This window comes from Acididesulfobacillus acetoxydans, assembly GCF_902729405.1.
Lineage (GTDB): Bacteria > Bacillota > Desulfitobacteriia > Desulfitobacteriales > Desulfitobacteriaceae > Acididesulfobacillus > Acididesulfobacillus acetoxydans.
The window spans coordinates 1,752,432-1,778,838 of the sequence record NZ_LR746496.1; the positions used below are offsets into that span (position 1 = coordinate 1,752,432).

Here is a 26,407-nt window from a genome sequence, read left to right on the forward strand (position 1 = left end):
GGGTACGGAGAAGGGGAGAGTGGTGAGGAGGGATGACGGCGATGAGAGGAGAACAGCGCTTGCGAGAAGTAGGAATTGTGGGCGTGGGACATCCGCCCTTCGGGAAGTACGAAGGTTCTTTGATGGACATGCTATGTGAGGCGGCTGTGGAAGCCCTGGATGACGCGGGCGTTAAGACCGGTGCGGGCCATGGGGTGGACCAAGTGCTCGTTTCGACTATGGGTGGCTCACAGGTAAACCGTCAAACCGGGGTGGCCTCGGCTCTGGTCGATAGCCTGAATTTGCGTCCGGCCATGGCGGAAACGGTAGAAAACGGTCCCGCCTCAGGAGCCTCGGCGGTCAAGCTGGGATACATGGCTATTGCCAGCGGCATGTGCGATGTGGTGCTCGTGGTCGGCGGGGAGAGAATGCGGGTTCTGAGCGGCTGGGAGGCGACGGATTTTGTGGCGACTATGCTTCACCCCGAGGCGGAGTATGCTTACGGCCTGACCCTGCCCTCCTTTGCCGGGATGTTCACCCGGCTGATCATGGCCAAGTACGGAGTGACGGAGCGGGATTTAGCCATGGTATCGGTCAAGAACCACGAGAATGCTATGTTTAATCCGTCAGCTCATATCCAATTAGTGCCAAACCTGGAGGCGATCACGGAAGACGAGGATGCTCTGACGATCAACCCGTATGTTGCCGAACCCCTGCATCTTTATGATACTTGCCCGGTTTCGGACGGAGCGGCGGCGGTTGTGCTGTGCGCCTTGGATGTACGGGAACGCTTTGCCCGCCGGCCGATCAAGATCGCCGGGATCGGTCAGGCGACGGACACGCATGTCGTGGCCGAGCGGGAAGTCCCTACGGATCTTTTGGCTGTTCGCCTCGCCGCAAAGCGGGCTTATGCCATGGCCGGCCTGGAGCCTCAGGACATTGACGTGGCGGAGCTGCACGATGCCTTTACCATCCTGGAAGTTGTCGAGTCAGAAGAGGTGGGGTTCTTCCCACGGGGAGAAGGACACCTGGCGGTGCGGCGCGGAGAGACGCGCATCGGCGGAAGGATCCCAATCAATACCTCAGGGGGGCTGAAAGCCAAGGGGCATCCTCTGGGAGCCACGGGTGTCTCTCAAATCATCGAGCTGGTCAAACAGCTACGGGGAGAAGCCCACGGGCGCCAAGTCAAAGGGGCCAAAGCCGGTTTGGCCGTGAATTTCGGCGGTTTTGGCAACAATGTGGTGGCCACGATCCTTGCCGGGGAGGAGGAGTAAGATGGATAGGGAAATGGTGGCTTATCAGTGCAGCCGGTGCGGAGAACTCCATCATCCTCTCCACTATGTCTGTCGGAAATGCGGGGGGCGGGATTTTGCGGAAGTTCCTTTGCGCGGAGAGGCAACGCTTCTGACCTGGACCAAAGTCTATAATCTGCCGGAAGGCTATATGAAACCCTTCCTTGGATTCGGTATCGTGGAATTCGGAAACGGACTGAGAGTGGCCGGGCAGCTTGAAGTGGATCAACCCGAATGCGGAATGAAGGTGCGAGCTAAGGTTGACGTTGTCCGGGAGGGGATCGGCCAAGATTATTATGGGTTTATCTTTATTCAAAAGGAGTAATGGCTGCTTATCCATCAAGGCCGGCCTGGACGGGAAGCAACCGGGCTGAGCGGCCACGGGCACTTCAAGGAGGAGCGAAGAGGACTTTGGCGACGCTTTTGCGGTCAGCGGTCCTCTGTCCTTCCCCAACATTTACTCCGATTGCCAACGGCTGATCCCTGACTTCTTTTGGAGGAGGGATGCTCAAGGAGTGATGCCTATGGAAGTCTGAATATTGTGTCTGGCACAGGTCCAAAAGGACGGAAAAGGGGATAATGACTTGCAATAAGGCTATAAGATAAGGACATCAACCACCCCATGCCTGAAGGCGTCTGAAGCCAGGGGCTTCCGCGCGAAGCATTCGGTGATGCTGAGAAGAACTTAAATTGACTTTATGAGGGGGTCAAGAAATGATGTTTAAAAAGGTCTATGACATTGAAGATGTCCCTCCGCTAAGTAAAGCGATACCCTTGTCTTTTCAACATGTCTTTGCTATGTTCGGGGCCACGATTCTCGTTCCGCTGCTCACTAAAATGGACCCATCCGTGACTTTGTTTGCGTCGGGGCTGGGCACACTGATCTTTCATTTAATCACCCGAGGGAAAGTTCCGGCCTATTTAGGTTCATCTTTTGCCTTTATCGCACCGATCATCGCAGCGTCCAAAGCCTATGGAGCCCAAGGAGCCTTTACGGGGATGATAGCGGCAGGCTTTATATACTTGATCGTGTTTGGTATCATTGCGTTGGTGGGGTTGAACTGGCTCAACAGAGTTCTGCCCCCGATCGTCGTGGGTCCTGTCGTCATGATTATCGGTTTAAGCTTGACACCTACCGCGATCTCGGAGGCCAGCAAGGGCTTGCTCACGGCTTTTGTGACGGCAGGGATCGTTGTGGTGGCTAATATCTTCGCCAAAGGTTTTCTGAAGATTATTCCCATCCTGCTAGGGACCGTTGGGGGATATCTTTTTGCCATCACCCAGGGGCAGGTCAACTTCGAGACGATCAATCATGCGGCTTGGTTTGCTTTCCCCAACCTGACCATCGTTACGGGACATATGCCGGTGATTGCTTGGGGGGCGGTGAGTCTGATCGCACCTATAGCCATTGCGACAATGGTTGAGGATGTCGGGCACCTCTTGGTGATTGGGGACACGGTGGGCCGGGATCTCATGCATAAGCCCGGTCTCCATAAAGTGTTGCTGGCCAATGGCGTGGCGACCATGTTGTCCGGATTTTTAGGCGGGGTTCCCGAAACGACCTATGGAGAGAATATCGGGGTTTTGGCGATCACGCGCGTGTTCAGTTCCCGGGTGATTCAAGGAGCTGCCGTGATTGCGATTCTTCTGAGCTTCATTGAAAAGGTGGGTGCCGCCATCCAGACGATTCCGCAACCCGTTCTCGGCGGGATTACGATCATCCTCTACGGGATGATTGCTTCCGTCGGTCTGCGCAACTTGGTGGAGAATAAAGTTAACCTGGCGAGCAACCGGAACCTGCTGATTGCTTCCATCATTTTCACCCTAGGCGTGGGCGGCATCAATATCCCTATTGGACAGTATTCTTTTGAAGGGGTAGGGCCGGCTGCGGTGATTGGTATTCTCCTCAACTTGGTTTTGCCTAGGGAAAAAAATGAGTCCGAGGAGGTGGGTTCTTCGTCAGGATCAGGTGTTTCTGCGGGTTAGGTTAGAAGGATTTATCCTAATAGATAGAAAGGTGAAATCGACAAATTTTTGAATAATAGCAGGGTGACGCGGGGGTTGTTTCCGGTTTTTGTCAAGCTTCTTACGACGCTTGCGCCGGAAGGGGTGGAGCGAATCCCGATGGGGATGATCGGGGTTCGCTAACCACAACCGTTGACTACATTGCAAATGAAATCGATGCTAAAGGGAGTTGGTTACACCTGCTTTCGTCGATCCCCATATACACCTAGATAAAACACTAATTACGGTGCCCACCGGGGCTGTCGCCGGCGAAAGTAGTTTAGTACCTAAAGGGGCCGTCGTCGCGGTTGCTGCAAGAAGAGTTTCCTCATCTACAGAAGAAATATTGGGGCCAGCATCTATGGGGTCGAGGGTATTTTTGTGCGACGGTAGGTGCGGTTATAGAAGAGATGATAAAAGAATACGTGGAGAACCAGCAATTCGAAGGCCCCGAGGATACCTTTAAGGTTGATGAGTGAGTTTGAGTCATATCTTAAGGTGGCTTCAGCCACTGGTCTTTTCAGCAGGCTTTAGCCTGACCGGCGACTTTCAGTCGCAATAAAACCCACCGTCTTCAGACGGTGGCAAGTTTAGTTTCAGTGTACTGCGATCCCGGGGAATCGCCAGTTCTGATTCTAACTTAAATTAGGATAAGGAGGCAGCCGGGTTAGGGTTTATCCGGTTATAGCCTGGGCCAGGTTTCCGTCTACGGCCTTCCTTGACGGATTGCGGCTTGGGCTATATGCTTTGGCTCCGGTTTCCGAGGCAAAGAGAGACTGCCCGCGGAATTTTGGACAGTGAAGCGCAGAATTTTGAGAATTGAGGAAAGAAGAATGCAACAGGGCAAAGGACGGTTGTTTTGGTTGGTTTTGATGGCGGTGATGCTCATCCAAGTTATGCTGGTATTGCTTCTGGGAACATGGCCCTATTATATTATATTGCCCATAGGTATAGGTTTAGTGATAGCCGTGTTTTACTGGTACATTGGGGTTATGGGCAAGGAAATTCGGGGCATAACGCATTACCTCCGCGAAGCCGCGCAGGGTGAACTGTTTGCGGAGCTCCCTCCTGTTCGGACTGAGTTTAAAGATTTGTCAGGCGCGGCTGAAGAATTGCGTGACTACACGCGTCATTTGCTGGCCTCAGTAACCCAGCTTTCCATATCTTTGCATGGCACGGCGGAAGTTATAGCCCAGTCTGCGACGGAGACCCAGTCCAGCGCCACTGAGATTTCTGCGGCCTTCAGCGAGATTGCCCAGAATAACCAGGTACAGGCGGATAAAGCGGAAGAACTATTCAGGTATGCCAAAGCATTGGCGGTTCAAATTAATGATATCAGCGAACGCATTGGGGATCTCAGCCGAAATACAGAGGAGTCTAGCAGCACAGCCTCTCGGGGTCTGGGAACAACCAGAGAAATGATGGAAGAGATGGCTAAGGCGCGGCAAGAATCAGCCAGAACTGAAAAATCTGTAGAGCAACTGGACAAGCATTCGGCGGGGATTGAACAGATGCTGCAGGCTATTTCAAGCATTGCTTCACAAACCAATCTTTTGGCTTTAAATGCGGCGATTGAGGCGGCTCGAGCCGGCGAGTCCGGAAAAGGGTTTGCGGTGGTGGCTGAGGAAGTGAAAAAACTAGCGGCAGGATCGGAAAAGACGGTGGAACAAATCCGCGAAACAGTGTTTGAGATTCAGAACAGTATTCAAGAGGTTTTGAGAGCGGCGAAGTTGACTGTTCAGGAAACCGAGGAATCTATGGCAAAAACGGAGCAGTCCGGGAACAACTTCCGGACTGTGGTCGAATCAGGCCGCATGATAGCCGGTCATCTCCAGGAAGTAAACCAGGCAACACATGCAATGCGTTCCGGCACTGAAAAATTGCTGGCCAATATCGAGGCGATTTCCATGGCAGCCGGGGCAACCGCGGCAGGGACAGAGGAGATTGCAGCTGGTGTCGATCATCAGAGCGATAACTTAAGCTCTCTGTCTCAGGCCATTATCGAACTCACGGCGCAGGCCGATCAAATGCAACAGTGGATTGCGGAAAAGGGCATGGAAAGGACGATGTGGAATCGCAGCAAGAAACTGGCGGAATATGACGCGCGTGAAGAACTGACTCGGGATCGTTTGGTTGAACTCGCCCGGCAGTTGGACTTAGATGATATTTATCTAACCGATCCCCAGGGGTATTGTACGATGGCGACCATTCCGTTTGAAGGCACTGATATTTTCGGTATCTATCCTGAGTACCGGAAAGCGGCAACGGGAGAGAAGGAGTATGTCGTAACGCCGATTATGAAAAGGGTTGAAGATGGACGGTTTTATAAATTCATGGTTTCCCGCAGGCCCCGGGGCAAAGGGCTGATCGACGTTTCTTTTTCCGCGGAACGAATTCTGAGGATGGCGGGGGAAAGCGGGGTATCTATGCATTAAGGACATGTGGGAAATTGATAATATAAGGTGATTTAAAGTATAATTAGATTCACCTGAAAAAGTCCGTATTTTATAACATCCAGCCAACGCCTCCGCTGGTAAACCCTTTATTCATGCGGGTTGGGTTGGATATCTTTGGCCGAAATTTCTTCGAATTAGCAGTTTTTCAGGGGACTCTAATTAGAAACGCAAAGGATAGATTAAAATGATTAGAAAAAGCGGCGTTACGGTAGGGGATGTCCTGGGACTCGAATGCATGAAAGGGGTTAAGGTTCTGGCCGGGCAGAACGGACTGGAGAGAAGTGTAACTAATGTAAATATCATGGAAGTCCCGGATATTTATAATTGGGTCAATGCGGGTGATCTCCTGTTGACTACGGCTTATTCTATTCGTGATGATCGTGAAGCACTGATTGAGCTGATTCCCAAACTGGCGAACCAAGGCCTGGCCGGTTTAGCTTTAAAACCCAAACGTTATTTGGAGTATGTTCCGCAGGAAATGATCGAGCAGGCGAACCAAATGGATTTTCCACTCCTTGAGTTACCTGTTGAGACTTCTTTTGCCGATGTTTTGAATCCGATTTTAAGCGAAATTTTACAGATGCATACAGCGTTTTTTGAGAAATCAGAAAAGGCCAATCGGTTTTTTATGGAAGTCATTTTAAAAGGAGGGGGCATAACCGATATCGTCGCAAAGTTAGCTGAGGTTATCGATAACACTGTCGTGATCTATAATCCGGATAATGAAGTCCTGGCTAAGCACTTTGTCAATTGGGACGCGTCGGCTTGGGAAGAGGCCGCTAAACGGGTTAAGGATGTCGAAGTACGGGTTATAAACCCCTCTGATTCAGGAGTGAATTATTATGTTACTACGATGGAAACAGAGCCGTATCTGCAGGAATTTAGGATGCCCATCATCGTCAGAGGTCAGGTGAGTGGTTATCTTTCGGTTTGGGATAATCAACGTGCGTTAACTCAGACGGATTTCATTTTTATTGAGCGCGCGATGACGATCGCGGCTTTGGAGTTGTTGAACCAGCGCACCCTGCTGGAAGTTGAGAGACGCCACCGTAACGATTTTATTGGTGATCTACTCCAGGAGGCAAAAATCGAGGAGAAAAGTTTGAAAGAGAGAGCCCGCTATCTTGGCTGGGATTTAAATTGCAATTATGCGGCCTTGGTGGTTGATATCGATAATTTTTTAGGCTTTGCCAGCAAAGGCCGCCAAGATGAGCAGTCTATCCAGGAAGCAAAGGATTATTTATTTAACCAGATTATGGAGGCTATACACAAAGATGAACCGAGTATTGTGGGTACAAAAAGTGACAGTATTATTTTATTGCTTTCTCATCCCGAAAGAATAACCAAGGAAAAAATCGATGCCTATTTCAAGTTGCGGAGCCAAGAGATTTTGAATTTTATAAGCAAGAAGGTTAAAGATTTTACTATTTCCATAGGCGTCGGAAGATATTACCCAGGTATACCCGGTCTGCGCAAGAGCTATAAAGAAGCGCTTCAAGCGCTGGGGGTAGGTAAGGTACTTTTTGGGCAAAACCAATTGGTCTTTTTTTCTGAGCTCGGTATCTACCGTTTACTGCAGCAGGTGCCAAATCGGGAAGAATTAGAACTGTTTTATAAAGAGACGGTTGCCCCTTTGGATGATCATGATATGAAATGTCACGGCGATTTACTCAAAACACTGGAGACGTTCTTTGAGTATCACGGGAATTTGAAACAAGTTTCCCAGGTGCTCTTTGTCCATTACAATACGGTTCTCTACAGAGTCGAACAAATTCGGGAGATTACAGGTCTGGACCTAAAATCGGCTGAAAATAGGCTTAATCTGCAAATTGGCTTAAAGATACGGAAAATATTGCGACAGAAGGATAAGTAAACCAAAAGAAGAGATGTCGGAGGACTGAGGCCGGCATCTGTGCGGTTAGAAAAGAAGCTGGGTCAGCATATTTTAGCGACCTTATGATAAGCCCGGCCTACACTTACTTAATTAATTATGGGGGAGGAGAAGCCATTGAATGAACACTACACTACACTACACTACACTACACTACTCCGCTGTCTTCAAGAAAAGAGATCATGCATAGCCGCCTTAGTCGTCCAAGGGAGCGCCGATTGTCCGGGACGGCGTGAAGGGGCGGGTTCCGAAGGGGGAGCTGTGCATAGCCGACTCCCTCATCGCAAAGGCCCTGAACTGCCGAGTAGTCGGGTTCCGCGAGAGGTACGCTTTTGTCAAAGGCATGAATCTGGATATCGTCACAGTTGGTCCTGTTTATCCCGAGCAGGGGAAACGCCTGCCCGGCCGGAATGAGATCATCTGGCCGGAGCTGAAGGAATGGATTGCGGAGACTTCTTTATTCACGTTTGCTTTGCTCGACGGAGCGTTTGAGTGGGGTCTGCGCACCCTGGGTTTTGGGTTCAATCTGTTCGTCAAGAGCAGCTTCGATTACCGGGCCACCATCGCGCCTTGGATACGGGGAGTCCTTGTCTTCGCGCCGGATCCCGGTCTGATGAACAATGTTCCCCTTCTCTTTCGCTTGCACATTATTTTCGCGTTTGCCATTTTTGGAGTCTGGCCGTTTACCCGCTTAGTGCATGTCTGGAGTGTGCCGCTTGAATATTTGGGGCGCCGGAGTTACATTCTTTATCGAAACGTCTGGCCGGCCGCAAAACCGGCCAAAGAATGGGAGCGGAGATGAGGGGTTACGTGATCACAATCCCCCGGATTAAGGAAGGGCGGTACCGCAGTCGGCGGAAGCGGGCACTTGCAGGATTTCCGGCGGGACTGTAGAATCAGTAAGAAGAATGGGTCGATGCCTTGCTCACCTCGGCGGGGGTGAAGCAGCCGGCTGGCGTGAGGTCATCCTTAGCCAGCGAACGGTGAGGCTGTGGAAGCGGGTCAAGGGGTCAAAAAATTAGGAAGATATTCATCGCCGCGGTTATTTACGGAAGATAAGGGTATATCTAGAAGTGTTGGATGTGAGGGAAGAAAGGGGTGAAAAGCCTGGTTTCTCGGCCGAAAGGACAACATACTGATTCTATTCTTGGTCTTGATATGTTTTGAAAACCAGGTATTATGATGCATGAATTGTTATCGCGTGAACGTGTTCTGCTGGCTCTGCAACATAAACAACCCGATAGAGTGCCGCTGGACTTTTGGGCCGTACCGGAGACATGGCAAAAAATTACGGAAAGTATGCGTGTTTCGGATAGAGAAGTGATACTGCAAAGATTAGGTGTGGACATACGGGAAGTAGCGCCGGATTATAAGGGACCGGTTATGCCGGTCTTTGCGGACGGTTCATTTCTCGAACCTAAAGGAACTCACCGTAAAATTGTTCACAACCAGTTTGGCTCTTATGAGGAATATGCAAGTTTTCCGCTGAGCAATGCCCAATCTGAGGAAGACTTGGCCAAGTTTAACTGGCCGCAGGTGGAGTGGTGGGATATTGAGCATTTGTCAGAGAAAATCGGCGATCTGCACACACGTTATTACATTAAAATTGAGACCGGCGGTCTGTTCGAACTGGCTTGGGCTTTACGTGGTTATGAACGCTTCCTGGTCGATTTGATTATGTCCCCGGAGATAGTGCATGGCATTATGAGCAGGATAACAGACTTTTACTGTGCTTACATAGAGAGGGTTTTGACATGGAGCGGGGATAAAATTGACATGGTTTATACCTATGACGACATAGCCGGTCAATCTAACCTGTTGATTTCGCCATCTATGTGGGAAGAGTTTATCAAACCATACCATGTCAAATTGAATAAAGTAATCAAAAACTATGGTAAAACAATCATGTATCATTCATGCGGTGCGGTGTCCCCTATGATTGAGCGGTTAATGGAACTCCCCATAGACGTCCTTAATCCTTTACAACCTCTGGCTAAAGGTATGGAGGACATTGAACTTATTAAAGAGAGATTTGGAAGGAAGATAAGCTTTCACGGGGGTATAGATATTCAATATCTTTTACCGCACGGAACGCGTGAGGAATTGATGAAGGAGGCGGAACGACGGATTCGGATTCTGGGTGACAATGGAGGCTATATTTTGGCGTCGGCTCACTATATTCAGGCCGACACACCTGTTGAACAGATTTTTGCCCTCTATGATTTTGCACGGAACTTCCGGTACTAGATTGAAAATATGCTCGAGCGCGGGCGTTGAATGCGGCAAGTGGGTTGGCACAAGTGACAGTGCGTGAGGTGGTAAAGGCTGTGAGTGAGGCGCTCTTTGATCAGGCGGCGGAAGATTATGATTCCTGGTATGAGACTGAGGTGGGGAAAGCGGCAGACCGGGTGGAGCGGGCTCTGGCTCAGTCTATGTTTCAACCGTCGGGAAGTCGGGTCTTGGAAGTCGGGTGCGGCACCGGGCAGTATACGGTTTGGCTGGCCCAGGAGGGTTATGATCTGACGGCGCTCGATGTTTCGGGCGAGATGATGGCAAAAGCCCGGGCCAAAATCTCTGCCATAGGCAGGCGGGTGCAGTGGCGGCAGGCTGACATTAAGGAAATTGTGAGTGAACCCGGGAAGTTTCACGGCATCTTCTCCATGACTGCTTTTGAGTTTATACCACGACCCGGGGAGGTTTTGGCCAAGCTTTACGAGCGGCTGGAGCCGGGGGGATGTCTGCTTATTGGGGTTATTGCCGGCAACAGCCCTTGGAGTGAGTTCTATGAAGAGGTGGCGCGGGAAAAGCCAACGTCGGTTTTCGCCCGGGCTAACCTGTATGGCGAAAACGATATCCGCCGCTGGCAGGTGGGGGGGCGGTTGGAATTGAAACAATGTCTCTTTTTCCCGCCAACCGTCGCTTCGGCAAAGGAGGCTCTGGCCATGGAAGAGAGAAAAAGCGGACCGGCCGGTTTCATCCTGGCAAAGTGGGTAAAAGAAGTGGGAATAATCGCCTGATTGGGGGATAAGGGCGCGAATTCATTGAAGAATTTAACGGAGGGGTACCGAGATGGAAAAATCTAAAGTCTATTTTGCCGACATGCACGTGAACGGGCGTGAAAATCTCCAGCAAAAATTAGGCCGCTTAATCAAGACGGCCGGCATCGGTCAAATTGATTTTGATAAGAAATATGCAGCCATAAAGATTCACTTCGGTGAGCCGGGCAATTTGTCGTATCTCCGTCCTAATTATGCCAAAACCGTGGCGGACATCGTGAAAGAGCTGGGGGGAAAACCGTTTCTCACAGATTGTAATACTTTGTATGTCGGCGGCAGAAAAAACGCCCTCGATCATCTCGACACTGCGTATCTTAACGGCTTTTCTCCATTTTCCACGGGTTGCCACGTATTGATTGGCGACGGCCTGAAGGGAACGGATGAGGCTTTGGTCCCGGTTGAAGGCGGCGAATATGTGACAGAAGCCAAAATAGGCCAGGCCATCATGGATGCTGACATCATCATTTCTCTGACGCATTTCAAAGGACATGAGCTCACCGGTTTTGGCGGAGCGCTAAAAAACATCGGCATGGGATGCGGTTCCCGCGCGGGTAAGATGGAAATGCACAGCAGCGGCAAGCCCCATGTCTCCGAGGAACGCTGTATTGGTTGTGCCATGTGCACGAAGATCTGCGCTCACAGTGCCATTACAATCACGGAGCACAAAGCCTTTATCGACCACGTGAAATGTGTCGGCTGCGGGCGCTGTATCGGGGTTTGCCCAAGGGATGCCATACTGCCTGCTTCGGACGAATCGAACGAAATTTTGGACAAGAAAATAGCGGAATACAGCTGGGCGGTTCTGCACGGCCGGCCGCATTTTCACATCAGTCTTGTCGTCGACGTGTCACCGTTCTGCGACTGCCATGGGGAGAATGACGTGCCCATTGTGCCTAACGTAGGGATGTTTGCCTCTTTTGACCCGGTTGCTTTGGACGTGGCTTGTGCGGATGCGGTAAACGCCCAGCCTGTCGTGCGAGGGAGCATTCTTGAAAAAAGCAGACATGAACACCGGGACCATTTTACCGATGTCCACCCTACGACCGATTGGGAAGGGACAATTAACCACGCGGTAAAATTGGGATTAGGCAGGAGAGAGTACGAACTGCTAACAATTTAGCGTGACCGAGTGGGTATGCGACCAAACCCGATTGAGCGCGGAGGGTCAGCGCGAGGGGTTGAGACGGAAGAAGTCGAGGTAGACTTGGTAAGAGATGCCCGCCCCGGTAATTCCTTTTGCGAGTCGATGATCAATGTAATGATAAAGCGTAGGTGTCCCCGGAACCTGAAATTCCGCCTTGGCGTCCGGGTAAGCTTTGACATTAAGCTCAAAGAGTTTGACCGGACTTGACCGCAGCGCTTTGGCGATCAGAGGCTCCGCTTTCAGGCACTTGGGGCAGGTCGGGGAATAGAAGTAGATGAAAAAATCGTTGTCCTGAGCGATCTTTTGCTTGAGTCCGGCAGGGGTAATGGCTTGCACCGGCAGGCCGGCGGAAGCGTGCGTTGTTTGCCGCGGCCAGAAGAAGACTGCGGCAACGAGGATGAGGATCACAGCCGGGATGATGAACACAGTTTTTTTCATAATGCCCCAGGGAGCCTGCCTTGCCCCTATGTCAAGGCAGGCTCCCGCTCCTTTCTGTTGGGTTTCAGCCCCAAGGTTTTCAACTCAGCGTCCTCAACTCGGGGTTTTCGTGCTTAGGGTTTTCGTGCTTAGGGTTTTCGTGCTTAGGGTTTTCGTGCTTAGGGTTTTCGTGCTCAGGGTTTTCGTGCTCAGGGTTTTCGTGCTCGGGGTTTTCGTGCTTGGGGTTTTCGTGCTCGGGGTTTTCGTGCTCGGGGTTTTCGTGCTCGGGGTTTTCGTGCTTGGGGTTTTCGTGCTTGGGGTTTTCGTGCTCGGGGTTTTCGTGCTTGGGGTTTTCGTGCTCAGGGTTCAGTCCTCGGGTTTTTGTCCTCGGGCTTCCGGCTCAGGGTCTTTGGCTTGGGGTTTCGATTTCTTCGGCCCAAAGGGAAAGGCTAAGCCGTTCTCCCCGTTTCTTGCGTTCGGCCACCATATTTTTCAAGGAGCCGTCCACCTCATTGAGGTGCCGGTACATCCAGTTTTGTGCTCGGTCGCCTTCTCCCTGGGCGATGAAGGAGGTGATGGCCTTGGCTGTGGTGATCGTCTGCTGCATAGCCTCTTCGGAAGTAAACATGAACTTGACGTTGAAACGGTGGATTTGCCTGACCAAAGATTTGAGGATGTGGCAAATCATGGCGTTATCAGTAGCGTCGGCGATAGCGGCGTGAAATTCCCCGTCGGCCGTATAGAATTTCTCGGTGTCCCCGCCGCTCTCTTCCAGTTTGCGGATCGTCCGGCGCATTTTTGCCAGATCTTGATCGTTCGCCCGTTCGGCAGCCAGTTGCACAGCTTTCAATTCCAGGATTTCGCGGGCCTCGAGCAGGTCAAAGAGTGGGAGCAGGCTGATCAGGTTCTCCAAAGGAATGGCTTTGTAGTTTGTGCCGGCCGAAGAACGCCGGATAAAAGTGCCTTTTCCCTGAAGCACCTCCAGGTACCCCATGACCACGAGAATCCCGATGGCTTCCCTGACCGAGGAGCGGCCCACCCCGAACATCCTGGCCAGTTCCCTCTCCGGCGGCAGCTGCTGTCCCTGAACCAGTTGCCCCGACTCCAAGCTCTTAAGAAATTGTTCTACAATCATAATTGGGGTGGTGTTTCTGTGGATTGTTTTAAATTCCATTTGCTCCACTCTTCTCTAAGTCCTGTCATCCAACCGTGAGACTTCCACTTCTACAAGTGGAAGTGGTTCCCCCGTTGCTTGGGTGGGGGTAGACTCAGCCTTCGGCCGTCATTGTCCACCGGACAATAACGCCTTCGCCGCGAAATGTCATTTTGAGATAGGCGGCTTCGGCGAAACTCTCCACTGGAGACTTTCGTCACCGAAGTTTCGATGTTCAACTTTAGTTGAACGAGTTCACTTTTGACAGCGGGGCTTTTGCAAGCCTTTTGTGCTTCTTCTGCGGGCAAGCGTGCAGTCCGGATGCGTTCGCCTCCGGTTATGTCCCGCTCAACCTCCGAGGTACGCCTTGACAATGCGTTCATCCTGGCGCAGACGAGAGCTGTCCCCATTCATAACGATCTGTCCGGTTTCCAGAACATAGCCATAGGCGGCCAGCTTCAGGGCAACCTTGGCATTCTGTTCGACCAGCAGAACCGTTGTTCCTTCACTGTTTAACTGTTGGATGATCCTCATGATTTCCTGGACGATGAGCGGAGCTAGCCCCATGGAAGGCTCATCGAGAAGCAGAACCTTCGGTTCCGTCATCATGGCCCGCCCGATGGCCAGCATCTGTTGTTCTCCCCCGGAAAGGGTTCCTCCGCTTTGCTTCTGCCGCTCCCGCAAGCGGGGAAAAAGTTCAAAGACATGCTCAACGCGCTTTCTGCGCAATTTCTCGTCTTTCAGGGTGAACCCGCCGAGTTCAAGATTTTCCCTGACGGTCAAGTCCTTGAAAATGCGGCGTCCTTCGGGCACGTGGATTAACCCCAGGGCAACAATATTGTGGGCCTTTTCTTTCGTGATATTCCGGCCGTAAAATTCCACGGTGCCGGAAGCGGCCGGAACCAAACCGGAGATCGTCTTGAGCGTTGTGCTCTTGCCGGCTCCATTGGAACCGAGCAGGGTAACGATTTTGCCCTGAGGAACTTCGAGACTGATTCCTTTGAGAGCGTGGATTTTGCCGTAATATGCCTCGAGGTTGTTTAAGACCAGGGCGATCTCGCTCATGACTCATCCTCCTTGCCGAGATAGGCCTCGATCACGCGCGGATTGTTTTTAACTGCTTCGGCCGTGCCCTCGGCAATTTTTTCCCCGTAGTCAATGACGACGATCTTCTCTGAGACCTTCATGACAAGACCCATGTCATGCTCGATGAGGAGAACGGTGATCCCGAGCGTGTTTCTGATTTTCTGGATCAGTTCCACCAATTGGTTCTTTTCGTCTTGGTTCAATCCGGCGGCCGGCTCGTCGAGGAGGAGAAGTTTGGGTTGAGTGGCCAAAGCGCGCGCCCATTCCACCCGGCGCTGGTCGCCATAGGCCAGATTTCGGGCCAGGCGATCCGCCTTGTCTTCAATTCCGACAAAGTCCAGGCACTCCCTGCTTACCTGCCGGATTCGCTTTTCCTCCGCGATCTGACCGGGGGGACGCAGGATAGCCGCCAGGATCCCGGCGGAGGAGCGGGTATGCATCCCGGACATGACATTTTCCAAGACCGTCATGTCCTTAAACAAGCGTACATTTTGGAAAGTGCGGGCGATGCCCATCTTCGTAATGCGGTGGGGCTTTTCCGCCGCAATGCTCCGGCCCAGAAACAGGATTTCCCCCACCGTGGCCTTATAAAAACCGGTAAGGCAGTTGAAAGCGGAAGTCTTGCCTGCGCCGTTGGGCCCGATCAGGCTCATGATGGCATGCTCTTCCAGCCGGAAACTCAGGTCGTTGACGGCCGTCAGGCCGCCGAACCGTAAGGTGAGTTTGTTGACTTCTAAGATAGACATTCCTTTTCATTCCTTTGCAATTTTGCCGCCTATGGTTCGCTTGGGCTAGTTGCGCCGTTCCGGCCACAGCCCTTGGGGCCGGAATATCATAATGATAATCAGGACAATCCCGAACACGAGCTGGCGGGATTGACCGATCGTCCGAAAGACTTCGGGGAAGAGCACTAAGACCATAGCCCCCAAAATGGCCCCCGCCAGCTTGCCCATACCCCCCAGAATCACCGCCATCAGAATCATGGCGGATTGAGTGAAAGCGAAGGTTTCCGGGGATACGGCCGTCATCTTGACCGCAAAGAAAGACCCGGCTACTCCGCCGAAGACCGCTCCCAGCATGTAAGCATAGAGTTTGGTCCGCACCGGGTCAATGCCCATCGCCGCCGCGGCGTCCTCATCCTCGCGGATGTACTGCCAAGCGCGTCCCAGCCTGGAATTGTGCAGGCGGAAGGCGACGATAGCCGCCAAAACGACCAGGATGAAAAAGAGGTAGTAGAAGTCGGAACTGTGGGTCAGCGGATACCCGAAAAGACTGGGCTTGCGGATGCCGACCAGGCCGCTGGCACCGCCGGTTATCTTTAGGTTGCGGGCCGTAATCCGGGTGATTTCCCCGAAGCCCAAGGTCACGATGGCCAAGTAGTCGCTGCGCAGTCTGAGGGTCGGACCACCGATGACGACTCCGGCGATCAGGGAGAAAATGACGGCAATGGGAATGGTTAACCAGAAATTCAGTCCGGCCTTGGTCAAAATTCCGGTGGTGTAAGCCCCCACCGCGAAAAAAGCGGCGTACCCCAGGTCGACCAGCCCGGCATAGCCGATAACGATGTTGAGTCCCAAGGCCAGGATCATATAGAAAAAGGCATTGGTTATAACCTCTTTGACGTAATTATTAGCGACGAGGGGAAGAAGAATGATCAGAATTATGATGACGGCTAACGAGACGATACGCCCTTTTGTTCCGGAAAAGCGCTCCGGAATCCGTAGATGACTGCGCATTCGCTACATCCTCTCAATCTCACTTTTGCCCAAAATACCGGTCGGCTTAAATACCAGAAGCAGGATCAAAATGCCGAAAGTGAAGACATCTTTCCAGGCCGAACCGATGAAAGGAAGCTGAGTGCCCGCGGTTTCCAGCAAGCCGAGAATCAAGCCGCCGAGCATGGCCCCGGGGATACTGCCGATGCCGCCGATGACGGCGGCCGTAAAAGCCTTGAGGCCGATGATGAATCCCATAAAAAATTGAATGCTGCCGTAGTAAACGCCGGCCATGACTCCGGCGGCCGCGGCCAACGAGGAACCGACGAAAAAGGTGAGCCCGATGGTTTTGGTTACGTTAATTCCCATCAGCCGGCAGGCATCCGGATCCAGGGCAATAGCCCGCATGGCTTTGCCATACATCGTTCGTTTGATGAACCAGTGGAGAGCCAGCATGAGGAGGGCTGTGGCCACGACCATAACGATTTGGGTATAAGTGACATTGACAGGTCCCAGGGAAATCCCGCTGTAGCCGAGGCTGGTGTTAACGGTTTCGTATTCGCCGTTCGTCATTACCATGACCGTGTTGAAAAGCGTAAAAGACACGCCGACGGCTGTGATCATGAGCGACATCCGGGGTGCGCGCCTGTTTAAGAGGGGCTGGTAGGCTGCCCGGTGCACCAGCATGCCCAGGAGTCCGACCGCAAGCATGCTGATCAAAAGCGCGGCGGCGATTCCCAACCAGCCTACCCCTAAGATACCGCCCAAAAGGCCCAAGGTCCCGAAGCCGACAAAGGCGCCCACCATATAAAGGTCGCCGTGGGCGAAATTGAGCAGCTTGATGATCCCGTAGACCATGGAATAACCGAGAGCGACCAAGCTGTAGAAGGAGCCCAAAATCAGTCCGTTAATCAGTTGCTGCAGGATGACATAATATAACGACATCTGTACACCCCTTCGTTTTCTGCTGTATTTCAAACATATTATTGGGAAAGCGGCAGGAAAAACGGAGGAGGGGCGGGGGCCCGGCCGATATCAACCGCCCGGCTCGCCCCTCCCGACGCGGGTCTACTGTGCTGCCGTGAATTTGCCGTTTTTGATTTGCAAAACGATAATGTTGCTCCCTTTCAGAGTTTTTTCGGCCGTAAAATTGATCTTCCCGGCAATGCCCGGAAAATCTTTCGTTTCGGCCAGAGCTTTGATGATCGCTTTGCCGTCTGTGCTTCCGGCCTGCTTCAAGGCGTGTGCCATCAGGTTCATCCCGTCATAAGCCAAGGCGGAATAGTCGCCGGGGCTCTGATGGTATTGAGCTTTGTAGTCGGCGACGAACTGCTTGGCCGCGGGAAGATAGGAGGCGACCGGAGGGGATAAGACATAGGTGCCTTCGCCTGCCGGACCGGCTACTTGGATCAGTTTTGGATCGGCGCTTCCGTCTCCCACCGTAATGGGTCCTTTGTAACCGCCTTGGCGCAATTGTTTAATAAGTAAGCCGCCATCCGCGTAGTAGGCGGTCCAGAAGACCATGTCCGGTTTCTTGGTCCTCAAGGTCGTGACTAGGGAAGAGAAATCCTGTTCTCCCTTGTTGGTTACTTCATGGGCGACGACGGGGTTGCCGGTGGCTTTCCAGTCCGCTTCCGCCAATCTGGCCAAGTCCGCGGAAAAGGCGTCTCCCTGTTCGACAATCGCCAGATTCTTTACTCCCAGACTTTTGAAGAGTTCCACCGCTCGTTGCGCCTCATATTCGAGGGTACCGTTAATTTCGAAAGTGTTGCCGGGATTTTCCTTGGCAATCTTCGAGGAGTTGGCTGCCGTAATGACAAAGGGAATATTCTTGGCGTTGTAGATGGTCAGCGTGGGTATGACCGCCCCTGAACAATAGCCGCCGACGACTGCCACGACCCCTTCCGAAACCAGTTTATTAGCCGCTGCCGTCGCCTGTTGCGGATCACAGGCATCATCTTCGGTCACCGTGACGATTTTCTTCCCGTCAACCCCGCCTTTGGCGTTGATTTGGCTGACCGCCAAATTGATGGCGTTTTGCATGTCCTTGCCGAAGGTCGCTTCCGAGCCGGTGATGGGCAAGGGTAGACCGATCTTAATTTCCCCGCCGGACGGCTGCTGCCCCCCTGTGCCCGCGGGCGTGTTTCCCCCCTGCGCACCGCATCCGGATAGAATCAGGGCCAGGGACAAGGCGATTCCCCCGGCCAGACGCATGGATTTTTTGGACATTCGCTTTCCTCCCTCACTTTTTCCGTGTCTCCCCCAGTGAAAATAAACGGTTTGCTCTCACCTCCGGTTTAGACCCTGCCAGGCAAAGGCAAGCAGGGCAAGCAGTGGCCCTAAGAACCTACACACCGGGGACCGTCGTATCCGCAGGCCAGAAAAGTTCTTGCGGGAAATGACCGAAGGTCGTCCCGACGATCCCTGGAATAATCCCGGCGGGGTTGCAAAACCAGGCCCCAAGCCCGGAGCTGCCCAGCCTCGCGGGGAAGACGAATCCGGATACCAAATATGTTATGAGCATATGGTCTGACCTTTCTGAGCCGGAAGGATCGGATACGATTCCTCAAAAGATGAATAAACCAGAGCACAATACAATTGGGAAATATCACAATAGTCGAATTAATAATTTGCTAACGCGGGTCTGCCGCAAGCGGGCGGCCCAATAACCGAAGGGAAAGGTATTGACGAAGAAGGGCAATGTATTGACGAAGAATGTATAAAAATGAGTGAAGCAAAATCCATATTCACTGCTTGGAGTATATCATCCGTATCTACTTTCCGCAATATTCTTTTTACGGATATACAAAATACCGGGACGGGGCCGGCGAACGCTGCTTGTCGGCCTAAGCAGACCGTGCGGCGTTCGGGTTATGTGTTATAATTAGGGCGTCTCCTGGAGTAACTCGTTTGGCAGAAGCTGAACATCACGACAGTGTCCTGTGGACACTGTCGCCGAACCGCAAGCTTTCAAAGAATACTTATGCGGCAGGGAATCACTCCCTGTTGCAGAAGTGGGAGTCTCACGAGTGGATGAAAACGAGAGTGTCTCCGGAAAAGAAAATGCGCGGGTGGCGGGGTAGCGTCAGGAAAAAGGTGCCGCCTGTGAGAAAGCTGGTCTCCGGAAAATGCCAAAATGCCAAGTCTCAGCCGGTGCCAAAACACGTCTGCCGGCAACTCCCCCGGCCCCACGGAGTGCCCCTTGGGGTGTCCTAGGGCTGGTTACTGCGGCCCAGGTTTCTACGGCTTTCATTAGCCTGGGTGTCGCGTCCCTGATTCCTTTTTTGGTCAGCGGTCTCAACTTAAGTGCTGCCGAGGCGGGTCTGGTGGGGGGAGCCGTCAACGTGGGAATGACGCCGACAGGTTTTCTGGCCGGCAGGTTGACGGACATCTACGGAGAAAAGAGAATCCTGATTCTGGCCTGTTTGGGCACAGGATTGGCGATCGTGCTCTCTTCTTTGTCTGCCAGTTTTTCTTCGCTTTATTTCCTGCTGATTTTTACGGGGTTTTGGGCCGGGGCTGTAACTCCTGCAGCCAGCAGAGCCATTACCAACTGGTTTGGCGCATCCGGACTGGGATTTGCTCAGAGTGTCAGGCAGTCGGGCATAACGGTGGGGGGACTTTTGGCCGCTTTAATTCTGCCGCGCCTCGCCCTTGCAGCCAATTGGCACGTGGCATTAATAAGTGCCGGTGTTTCAGGGGGGTTGGGGGCGTCTTTGGTGCAATGTCTTTACCGGGAACCCCGGCGAAACGTAAGTACAGGGCCGGGCCGGAGCCCGGACGGCGGCAAGGGCGGCGGTCTGCGCCATCTCGTGCGCGGCAGGAATATCTGGCTGGTCTGCTTTATGGGCCTGTTGTTTGTCGGGGGGCAGTTTTCTTTACTGACCTATTTACAATTGTATCTCAAGGATAAAGCGGGCATTTCTCTGCACCTTGCCAGTATCTTTCTCTCTTTGGTGATTTTAGCCGGGGTCTTGGGCAGGATATTCTGGGGCGCCTTGAGTGACAGGGCCTTTCATGGCGCCAGGCGGCCGGTTTTGACCGTCATCGGGAGCAGCGCTGCCGCTATGGCTTTGGGCATGCTCTTGGTTTCTAGGGTTACGCCGCTTTGGTTGCTGGCGCTCATGACTTTTATTTTAGGCTTCACCGCCATGGGCTGGAATGGAGTCTATGTCACTTTGCTTTCAGAATTGCCGGGGGATCGGAACAATTCGGCGACGACGGTAGGAATCGGGATTAGTTTCATGCAACTCGGCGTCTTAATTATACCGCCCTCTTTCGGATTCCTGGTCGATGTCAGGCATAATTACCGAACCAGCTGGATTTTGCTGTCTTGTGTGATGCTGGCGGGAACGATTCTCATCCGGGGAGTACGCGAAGGAACCCGTTCTGGCACTGTCGGAAGGGCAGAGGGCTGAGCGGAGCCGGGAAGCCCGTTCGAGACTGCCGCGAGGTCATTTCCGGCGGAGCAAAGCGCCAGGCAGACGGGCCGGAAATCCATTCGGAGCCGCGGTACAGTGATCCGCGGCCGGCCGAAGCCGTATAATCCAGGGCAAAGCCGTATAATCCAGGGCAAATATGGAAGGAATAGAGTAAAGCGTCCATACATAAGGTGAGGTAAGAACTCCGCCAGGGGGGCCGACCATGAAGAAAAAGGGCTTGTTAACACTTATCGTTATCGGGATCGTGCTTTTGGGGTGGCTTGGGGTGCGTCTGCTTGGCAGGCCGGCTCCCCAGGAATTGGTCGCGCACGGCTTGGAACGGCTTAACGGAGCGGCCTCTTTCCGCTACAGCATGACCGAGCACCAGTGGATTGACGGCAAGGAGCGGACCCTGACGCAGATTCAAGGAGAAAAGGACGGTGGGAACAGCCATATTTCAGGTCAACTTGTCGGCAGCAACGTGGACATGATTTTAGCCGGAGGAGCATTTTACAACCAAGATCCGTTCAGCAAGAAATGGGTGCGTTTTGTCAACACCCCTGGCGCGGAGAAGGTTTTCCTGGCGGAGCTCGATCCCCTATCTTCGCTCCAATTGAAGGAGCTCGGCGAGGTGGTGCTTAAGGGCCAAGAGAAACTGGGCGGTGTTCCGGTTTGGGTTTGCCAACTCAGGCCGACGGTTCAAGATCAGGTAATGGAAGAATTCTGGCAGGATTTCGCCTATACCCTGTATATCCGCAAGTCCGACGGGATGATCGTGAAAGCGGCCATAGAAGCGAAGAGTAAGGCGAAGTCCGAGGTGATGCATTTGACCCTTCAATTTGCGGATTTCGGTCAGAAGTTCAAGATTCAGCCGCCTAACGTGTGAAAAGGATAGCTTCTTCCACAGCATGGGAACTTAGTCAAAGTAGAACCTTACGAATAAGCATGACATTCGGGAAAGGAACTTAGTTTTTTCGCACAGAGCCGAAAGAGGCTTTCAAGTGTCAGACTCGAGATGAGAGTAGTTGTAAAGTACTGGAACATTATTCGAAAGGAAGTTATTGAAAAACGAGGAGAAAGAGGGCGCTCGTTGAGACGAACGTCCTCTTTCCTGCGTCTAGGCACGCCCGGCCAAGGAGGGGCGGTATTCTGGGTCCGTAGAAGATGACCCTCCTGCCCAGTTCTTTCAGCAGGCTGATATTTTCGAGGCCAGGGTTTTCGAGGCCAGGGTTTTCGAGGCTAGGGTTTTCGAGGCTGATAAAGCGTTTCGTGTGCGGATTTTATCCAAACCGTAAGTGGGAGTCTTACGATTTGGATAAAAAAATCTCGTTGTATTCAATAATGTCCTCGACAACTTACAATATTTATATTTTTATCATCCAGCGAATATATTAATCTGTGCTCTTCGGTAATCCTTCTACTCCAAAATCCCGATAGCTCATGCTTCAAGCCCTCAGGTTTGCCGATACCGGTATTCCCGTTTCGTTCAATATCCCTAAGCAAATCATTTATTCTTTTTAAAACCTTTTTATCCTCAGTCTGCCAGTAAAGATATTCTTCCCATGCTATCTTTGTAAAGATTTTATTCATCCAGGAAATCCGCCTTTACTACTTCTCTCGCCTTTAGCTCTTCAATAGATTTTAAAAGCTTCTTATAGTATTCCGGATCACTTCTAACATAGAGGTTTTCCATAAGATTGTTATACTCCGCTTCAGATAGCAATACAACATTTCCACCGCTTTTTCGCGTTACAATAATTGTTTCAAAATCATTATTAGCGTAGTCACAGAACTTTTTTAAGTCATTTCTTAATGTTGAATAATTAACTGCCAGCATTGCAAAACACCCCCTGTACAGAATATTGTACAGTATATTGTACAATATAATTGATAGATATGCAAGGCTATTTGACGCTCACCAGACTGAGATAGAGGCTGAGTTGCGAGGCAGACCTTGGATAAACCGAGGCCTTAGATAAGCGGACTTTCGATAAGCTGAGACTTTTGATAAGCCGAGGCCCTGGGTTCTTTGACTCCGGACTTTTAGGCGTGCACTTGGGGGAATGTTCGAAAACGGTTTGACGCTCACCTGACCCTTTGATATAATTTCCAGCATAGGCCGATGTTGCCGGCACGGCACCTGTGAGTCGTGTAACGTGGTCATGCTTACTGGAGGTAGGGAAAGTGATGGAAAACGACATCGCGCGGGTTTTAGTTACCAACGAGGAGTTAAAGAGCCGCATTGCCGAGCTGGGAGCGGAAATCACCAGGGACTACGCGGGAAAAGAGTTATTGGTCCTTGGCATTCTCAAAGGCGCGGTTCTCTTTATGGCCGATCTTGTCCGGGAAATTAGGCTGCCTTTAACCTTTGATTTTCTGGCCGTTTCCAGCTATGGGGCATCGACGAGCTCCTCGGGGGTGGTTCGGATTCTGAAAGATGTGGAGCGTAGTGTCGAAGGGGTTCATATCCTCATTGCGGAGGACATTGTAGATACGGGTCTTACCCTCAAGTATCTCAAAGAGAATTTGTATCGGCGCCACCCCGAGAGTGTAAAAGTGGTAACTCTTTTGGACAAACCCGGGCGCAGGAAGGTGGAGGTCGTTCCGGACTATAACGGGTTTGTCATTCCGGACGAATTTGTCGTCGGCTTCGGGCTGGACTTTGGGGAAAAATACCGCAATCTCCCCTACGTCGCGGTTCTCAAGCCCTCAGCCTACGAAGTCTGAGGGTCGGTGGGTAATCTGGAGAGAATGGTGTGAAAGACATGACCGAGGAAGTCGTATTGGTGCTCGATTTCGGCGGACAATACAATCAGTTGATCGCCCGTCGGGTGCGGGAAGCTCGCGTTTATTCCGAAATGATATCTTATAAGACCCCGGTTGAGGAGATCCGTTCCCGTCATCCGAAAGGCCTCATCTTCTCGGGCGGGCCGGCTAGCGTCAGGCAGGAAGGGGCGCCTCAGGTGGATCCCCGGATTTATCAACTCGGGATTCCCATTTTGGGGATTTGTTACGGGATGCAGCTCATGGCAGTTCAGCTGGGCGGTAAAGTGGAAGCCCCCCGCCTGCGGGAATACGGGAGGACAGAGATTGAGATTGTGCGCGAGAGCGGGTTGTGGCAGGGGCTGGGCGGAGTCAGGCAGTGCTGGATGAGCCACGGGGATGCGGTAGTCCGGCTGCCCGAAGGGTTTGAGACGGCGGCTAAGACGGGGCACACACCGGTCGCCGCCATGTTTGATCAAACCCGAAGTTTTTATGGGGTGCAATTTCATCCGGAAGTCAGGCATACGCCGGACGGGCAGCGCATCTTGGAGCAATTTCTCTATGACGTCTGCGGCTGCAGTGGGGATTGGACGATGGAGTCCTTCATCGAAGCCCAGGTCAGCGAGATCAGGAAGCGGGTGGGAAAGCGCAAAGTGCTCTGCGCCCTGAGCGGAGGTGTGGATTCCTCGGTGGCGGCGGTCCTCGTGCACAGGGCGGTCGGGGAGCAATTAACCTGTGTCTTTGTTGACCACGGGTTCATGCGTAAAAACGAGGCCGAGTCCGTAAAGAAAGTCTTCTCGCAAAAATTTCGTCTCAACCTGATCTTTATTGATGCCCGGCAGCGTTTCCTGGACAAAGTCGGCGGCGTGAGCGACCCTGAGGCGAAGCGCAAGGCCATAGGCCACGAGTTTATCCGGCTCTTTGAAGATGAGGCTCGCAAACTCGGGCAGGTCGATTTTCTCGTTCAGGGGACCCTTTATCCCGATATCGTAGAGAGCGGAACCGATACGGCAGAAACGATTAAAAGTCATCACAATGTGGGGGGCCTCCCGGAAGACATGGAGTTTGAGCTTATTGAGCCCCTGCGCCTGCTGTTTAAAGACGAGGTGCGTAAAGTCGGCCTGAGTCTGGGCCTACCGGAAGAGGTCGTTTGGCGTCAGCCCTTTCCGGGTCCGGGTTTGGCCATCCGTATTTTGGGCGAAGTTACGGAGGAAAAACTGGAAATCGTGCGGGAAGCGGATGCCGTGATTCTGGAGGAAATCACTGGGGCGGGGCTGTACCGGGAAGTCTGGCAGTCCTTTGCCGTACTTCCTTCGGTTCACAGTGTGGGAGTCATGGGAGACGGGAGGACCTACGCTTATCCCATTGTTTTGCGCGCGGTGACAAGTGAAGACGCCATGACGGCTGACTGGGCCAGGCTCCCTTATGAACTTCTGGAGCGCATCTCCACGCGCATTGTTAATGAAGTATCCGGGGTGAACCGGGTTGTCTACGATATCACGACTAAGCCGCCGGGGACCATAGAATGGGAATGAGTACGGAAGCCCCCCAACCCTTGGTAAATCAAGGGTTGGGGGGCTTTGCCCTTAGAATACGCAAGGCACCCGGGGTAATGCCGCACCTTGCTAAGATGGCCCTGACTTGGGTACAATGAGAGTGAGGCAGGACTGAAGCCCGCTGGGAACGGGGGACTGAACTTTAGTCCGTCGGGAACGGAGGAAGAACGCGGTTTGTGGGGAACGGAGTGGAACTTGATCCGTTCGTATCTAAGATAGATTTTCGAGGTGCAGTCAATGAGAAAGATACTTCCAGCCATCATTCTCAGTTTGGTCCTTTTAGATCCGGTCTTCACCCCGCTTTGGCAGAGGGCAGCTTTTATGAACCGGATCCCCGGCTTGATGGACCGGATTCCGAAGACTGCGCAGAAGGTTCTGCAGCTGCCGCCCGAACACCCGGGTTCGTCTGCTCCCCGCGCCCTGCTCAACTTGCCGCTCCCCGTGAGGCCGGCTTCTTCGGTCAGCCAGGCCCAAATCACGGATGTTGAACACAAGGTGCTCGACCTGATCAATCAAGAGCGGCAGGCGGCCGGACTTCGGCCGGTCGTCTGGGATGAGACGGCAGCCCGGGCAGCCGGGCAGCATGTTCAGGAAGAAGCGGATCAAGGCTATATCAGCCATTGGGGCATGAACGGGATGAAACCGCAGGAGCGCTACACTTTGGCCGGCGGTCTGGATGCCGTAGAGGAGAATGAAAGCGTCTCTTTCTGGTCGAACGGGGGCTTTCACGGAGTGTCCGAAAACGTTTTGTTCGATCTCGTGCGGGCACAGGAGGTTGCTATGGTCAATGAGCGTCCCCCGGACGACGGCCACCGTAAGAACATTCTCGACCCTCATCATACCGGAGCGGGCATCGCGATTGCCGTAGGCAAATACGGGGTGGCCATGGCCGAGGAGTTTACCAACCACTATGCGGATCTCAAGCCCCTGCCTTACAGTGCTCCCCAAGGTTCAAATGTGACCTTGACCGGGCGGATCTTTCCAGGTTACGAAATAACCGGAGTCTATGCGGTTTGGGAGCAGTTGCCGCAACCGATGACCCGGGCGCAACTCATGCAAACACATTCCTATTCCGATCCGCCCTTTTCTAACCTGCACTTTTGGGCGCGTCCGGGTGGCCGCGGTTACTATATCCAAACCCCGGCCGGAGATATTTTTGCCAAGAATTTCGCGGTCAGCCCGGGAGGCGAGTTTTCAGTGACGGTACCGCTGGTTGACCGTCCGGCTCTGGATTACATCACTCTTGAAATCGCACCGACAGCGAATCCGGAAGACCGTTTCTATGCGGGTCAATTCGTGGTCCGGCTTTGAGTTGGGTTTCGGACGGATGAATGCAGGCCCGGCCCCCCTGGAGGCGGGCCCAGCGGAATTCACGGTGCTTGCGCCGGGTTCGGCAAGAGTTCTTCGTGCTTGCGCCGGGTTCGGCTGCCGGTTCGGACGGGTGCGGCCCGGAAGAGCCTGTTTGCCGGCAGGA

The 26,407-nt window shown here is 52.7% G+C and carries 23 protein-coding genes and 1 pseudogene; 15 read left to right on the plus strand and 9 right to left on the minus strand.

Annotation, left to right across the window (positions count from 1 at the left end; all coding sequences use genetic code 11):
• Positions 1-41 precede the first annotated feature (41 nt).
• The 10 genes and pseudogenes from MNU25_RS07740 to MNU25_RS07785 all read left to right on the plus strand — a co-directional run bounded on the left by MNU25_RS07740 (position 42) and on the right by MNU25_RS07785 (position 11,798).
• Positions 42-1,253: a thiolase C-terminal domain-containing protein gene (locus MNU25_RS07740; RefSeq protein WP_240984536.1), complete on the plus strand. Its 1,212-nt coding sequence runs from the start codon at positions 42-44 to the stop codon at positions 1,251-1,253.
• A 1-nt stretch (position 1,254) separates the two neighbouring features.
• Positions 1,255-1,596, plus strand: coding sequence for a Zn-ribbon domain-containing OB-fold protein (locus MNU25_RS07745; protein WP_240984537.1), 342 nt, complete (start codon positions 1,255-1,257; stop codon positions 1,594-1,596).
• A gap of 389 nt (positions 1,597-1,985) precedes the next feature.
• On the plus strand, positions 1,986-3,257 hold the full coding sequence (locus MNU25_RS07750; RefSeq protein ID WP_240984538.1) for a uracil-xanthine permease family protein: 1,272 nt from the start codon (positions 1,986-1,988) through the stop codon (positions 3,255-3,257).
• Positions 3,258-3,517: 260 nt separating this feature from the next.
• A pseudogene (gene tnpA, locus MNU25_RS07755) lies at positions 3,518-3,754 on the plus strand (IS200/IS605 family transposase); the annotation flags it as partial.
• A 318-nt stretch (positions 3,755-4,072) separates the two neighbouring features.
• Entirely contained in the window at positions 4,073-5,710 is a 1,638-nt protein-coding gene (locus tag MNU25_RS07760) for a methyl-accepting chemotaxis protein (protein ID WP_240984539.1), read from the plus strand.
• A 205-nt stretch (positions 5,711-5,915) separates the two neighbouring features.
• Positions 5,916-7,604 carry a PucR family transcriptional regulator gene (locus MNU25_RS07765; RefSeq protein ID WP_240984540.1) on the plus strand — a complete coding sequence of 563 codons (1,689 nt, stop codon included), beginning with the start codon at positions 5,916-5,918 and terminating at the stop codon, positions 7,602-7,604.
• Between the two features lie 250 nt (positions 7,605-7,854).
• Positions 7,855-8,424: a respiratory nitrate reductase subunit gamma gene (locus MNU25_RS07770; protein ID WP_240984541.1), complete on the plus strand. Its 570-nt coding sequence runs from the start codon at positions 7,855-7,857 to the stop codon at positions 8,422-8,424.
• A 377-nt stretch (positions 8,425-8,801) separates the two neighbouring features.
• Positions 8,802-9,869: a uroporphyrinogen decarboxylase family protein gene (locus tag MNU25_RS07775; protein ID WP_240984542.1), complete on the plus strand. Its 1,068-nt coding sequence runs from the start codon at positions 8,802-8,804 to the stop codon at positions 9,867-9,869.
• 80 nt (positions 9,870-9,949) lie between these two features.
• Complete coding sequence (locus MNU25_RS07780) at positions 9,950-10,639, plus strand: class I SAM-dependent methyltransferase (protein WP_240984543.1); 690 nt, start codon at positions 9,950-9,952, stop codon at positions 10,637-10,639.
• Between the two features lie 52 nt (positions 10,640-10,691).
• A complete protein-coding gene (locus tag MNU25_RS07785) occupies positions 10,692-11,798 on the plus strand; it encodes a DUF362 domain-containing protein (RefSeq protein WP_240984544.1) in 1,107 nt (368 codons plus the stop codon).
• Between the two features lie 45 nt (positions 11,799-11,843).
• Here MNU25_RS07785 and MNU25_RS07790 read toward each other — a convergent pair whose 3' ends face one another.
• The 7 genes from MNU25_RS07790 to MNU25_RS07820 all read right to left on the minus strand — a co-directional run bounded on the left by MNU25_RS07790 (position 11,844) and on the right by MNU25_RS07820 (position 18,422).
• On the minus strand, positions 11,844-12,260 hold the full coding sequence (locus MNU25_RS07790; protein ID WP_240984545.1) for a thioredoxin family protein: 417 nt from the start codon (positions 12,258-12,260) through the stop codon (positions 11,844-11,846).
• A gap of 379 nt (positions 12,261-12,639) precedes the next feature.
• A complete protein-coding gene (locus MNU25_RS07795; protein ID WP_240984546.1) occupies positions 12,640-13,413 on the minus strand; it encodes a FadR/GntR family transcriptional regulator in 774 nt (257 codons plus the stop codon).
• Positions 13,414-13,740: 327 nt separating this feature from the next.
• Positions 13,741-14,457 carry an ABC transporter ATP-binding protein gene (locus tag MNU25_RS07800; RefSeq protein WP_240984547.1) on the minus strand — a complete coding sequence of 239 codons (717 nt, stop codon included), beginning with the start codon at positions 14,455-14,457 and terminating at the stop codon, positions 13,741-13,743.
• The gene (locus tag MNU25_RS07805) at positions 14,454-15,224 is read right to left on the minus strand and encodes an ABC transporter ATP-binding protein (protein WP_240984548.1); all 771 of its coding nucleotides are present in this window, start codon (positions 15,222-15,224) and stop codon (positions 14,454-14,456) included. The genes MNU25_RS07800 and MNU25_RS07805 overlap by 4 nt, the downstream gene beginning before the upstream one ends.
• 45 nt (positions 15,225-15,269) lie before the next feature.
• Positions 15,270-16,214, minus strand: a complete 945-nt coding sequence (locus MNU25_RS07810; protein WP_240984549.1) for a branched-chain amino acid ABC transporter permease — start codon at positions 16,212-16,214, stop codon at positions 15,270-15,272.
• A gap of 3 nt (positions 16,215-16,217) precedes the next feature.
• Positions 16,218-17,138, minus strand: a complete 921-nt coding sequence (locus MNU25_RS07815) for a branched-chain amino acid ABC transporter permease (protein ID WP_240984550.1) — start codon at positions 17,136-17,138, stop codon at positions 16,218-16,220.
• Between the two features lie 123 nt (positions 17,139-17,261).
• The gene (locus tag MNU25_RS07820) at positions 17,262-18,422 is read right to left on the minus strand and encodes a branched-chain amino acid ABC transporter substrate-binding protein (RefSeq protein ID WP_240984551.1); all 1,161 of its coding nucleotides are present in this window, start codon (positions 18,420-18,422) and stop codon (positions 17,262-17,264) included.
• Between the two features lie 899 nt (positions 18,423-19,321).
• Here MNU25_RS07820 and MNU25_RS07825 point away from each other — a divergent pair.
• Positions 19,322-20,611, plus strand: a complete 1,290-nt coding sequence (locus MNU25_RS07825) for an MFS transporter (protein ID WP_240984552.1) — start codon at positions 19,322-19,324, stop codon at positions 20,609-20,611.
• Between the two features lie 226 nt (positions 20,612-20,837).
• On the plus strand, positions 20,838-21,500 hold the full coding sequence (locus MNU25_RS07830) for a LolA-like protein (RefSeq protein WP_240984553.1): 663 nt from the start codon (positions 20,838-20,840) through the stop codon (positions 21,498-21,500).
• A gap of 449 nt (positions 21,501-21,949) precedes the next feature.
• On the opposite strand, the gene MNU25_RS07835 is transcribed toward MNU25_RS07830, so the two are convergent.
• The gene (locus MNU25_RS07835) at positions 21,950-22,204 is read right to left on the minus strand and encodes a Txe/YoeB family addiction module toxin (protein ID WP_240984554.1); all 255 of its coding nucleotides are present in this window, start codon (positions 22,202-22,204) and stop codon (positions 21,950-21,952) included.
• Complete coding sequence (locus tag MNU25_RS07840) at positions 22,197-22,451, minus strand: type II toxin-antitoxin system Phd/YefM family antitoxin (RefSeq protein WP_240984555.1); 255 nt, start codon at positions 22,449-22,451, stop codon at positions 22,197-22,199. The genes MNU25_RS07835 and MNU25_RS07840 overlap by 8 nt, the downstream gene beginning before the upstream one ends.
• A 350-nt stretch (positions 22,452-22,801) precedes the next feature.
• On the opposite strand from MNU25_RS07840, the gene hpt reads away from it, so the two are divergent.
• From hpt to MNU25_RS07855, 3 genes are all read left to right on the plus strand, one after another.
• A complete protein-coding gene (gene hpt / locus MNU25_RS07845) occupies positions 22,802-23,341 on the plus strand; it encodes a hypoxanthine phosphoribosyltransferase (protein ID WP_240986770.1) in 540 nt (179 codons plus the stop codon).
• Positions 23,342-23,379: 38 nt separating this feature from the next.
• Positions 23,380-24,912 (plus strand): glutamine-hydrolyzing GMP synthase, encoded by a 1,533-nt coding sequence (guaA, locus tag MNU25_RS07850; RefSeq protein ID WP_240986771.1) that lies wholly within the window; start codon positions 23,380-23,382, stop codon positions 24,910-24,912.
• A gap of 258 nt (positions 24,913-25,170) precedes the next feature.
• Positions 25,171-26,244 carry a CAP domain-containing protein gene (locus MNU25_RS07855; RefSeq protein ID WP_240984556.1) on the plus strand — a complete coding sequence of 358 codons (1,074 nt, stop codon included), beginning with the start codon at positions 25,171-25,173 and terminating at the stop codon, positions 26,242-26,244.
• Positions 26,245-26,407: the final 163 nt, after the last annotated feature.

What these genes read in the sequence shown, in the direction of transcription:
- MNU25_RS07740 (WP_240984536.1), top strand. Translation starts at nt 42, where the DNA reads ATGAGAGGAGAACAGCGCTTGCGAGAAGTAGGAATTGTGGGCGTGGGA.
- MNU25_RS07745 (WP_240984537.1), top strand. Translation starts at nt 1,255, where the DNA reads ATGGATAGGGAAATGGTGGCTTATCAGTGCAGCCGGTGCGGAGAACTC.
- MNU25_RS07750 (WP_240984538.1), top strand. Translation starts at nt 1,986, where the DNA reads ATGATGTTTAAAAAGGTCTATGACATTGAAGATGTCCCTCCGCTAAGT.
- MNU25_RS07765 (WP_240984540.1), top strand. Translation starts at nt 5,916, where the DNA reads ATGATTAGAAAAAGCGGCGTTACGGTAGGGGATGTCCTGGGACTCGAA.
- MNU25_RS07775 (WP_240984542.1), top strand. Translation starts at nt 8,802, where the DNA reads ATGATGCATGAATTGTTATCGCGTGAACGTGTTCTGCTGGCTCTGCAA.
- MNU25_RS07785 (WP_240984544.1), top strand. Translation starts at nt 10,692, where the DNA reads ATGGAAAAATCTAAAGTCTATTTTGCCGACATGCACGTGAACGGGCGT.
- MNU25_RS07790 (WP_240984545.1), bottom strand. Translation starts at nt 12,260, where the DNA reads ATGAAAAAAACTGTGTTCATCATCCCGGCTGTGATCCTCATCCTCGTT.
- MNU25_RS07795 (WP_240984546.1), bottom strand. Translation starts at nt 13,413, where the DNA reads ATGGAATTTAAAACAATCCACAGAAACACCACCCCAATTATGATTGTA.
- MNU25_RS07800 (WP_240984547.1), bottom strand. Translation starts at nt 14,457, where the DNA reads ATGAGCGAGATCGCCCTGGTCTTAAACAACCTCGAGGCATATTACGGC.
- MNU25_RS07805 (WP_240984548.1), bottom strand. Translation starts at nt 15,224, where the DNA reads ATGTCTATCTTAGAAGTCAACAAACTCACCTTACGGTTCGGCGGCCTG.
- MNU25_RS07810 (WP_240984549.1), bottom strand. Translation starts at nt 16,214, where the DNA reads ATGCGCAGTCATCTACGGATTCCGGAGCGCTTTTCCGGAACAAAAGGG.
- MNU25_RS07815 (WP_240984550.1), bottom strand. Translation starts at nt 17,138, where the DNA reads ATGTCGTTATATTATGTCATCCTGCAGCAACTGATTAACGGACTGATT.
- MNU25_RS07820 (WP_240984551.1), bottom strand. Translation starts at nt 18,422, where the DNA reads ATGTCCAAAAAATCCATGCGTCTGGCCGGGGGAATCGCCTTGTCCCTG.
- MNU25_RS07825 (WP_240984552.1), top strand. Translation starts at nt 19,322, where the DNA reads ATGCCAAAATGCCAAGTCTCAGCCGGTGCCAAAACACGTCTGCCGGCA.
- MNU25_RS07830 (WP_240984553.1), top strand. Translation starts at nt 20,838, where the DNA reads ATGAAGAAAAAGGGCTTGTTAACACTTATCGTTATCGGGATCGTGCTT.
- MNU25_RS07835 (WP_240984554.1), bottom strand. Translation starts at nt 22,204, where the DNA reads ATGAATAAAATCTTTACAAAGATAGCATGGGAAGAATATCTTTACTGG.
- MNU25_RS07840 (WP_240984555.1), bottom strand. Translation starts at nt 22,451, where the DNA reads ATGCTGGCAGTTAATTATTCAACATTAAGAAATGACTTAAAAAAGTTC.
- hpt (WP_240986770.1), top strand. Translation starts at nt 22,802, where the DNA reads ATGGAAAACGACATCGCGCGGGTTTTAGTTACCAACGAGGAGTTAAAG.
- guaA (WP_240986771.1), top strand. Translation starts at nt 23,380, where the DNA reads ATGACCGAGGAAGTCGTATTGGTGCTCGATTTCGGCGGACAATACAAT.
- MNU25_RS07855 (WP_240984556.1), top strand. Translation starts at nt 25,171, where the DNA reads ATGAGAAAGATACTTCCAGCCATCATTCTCAGTTTGGTCCTTTTAGAT.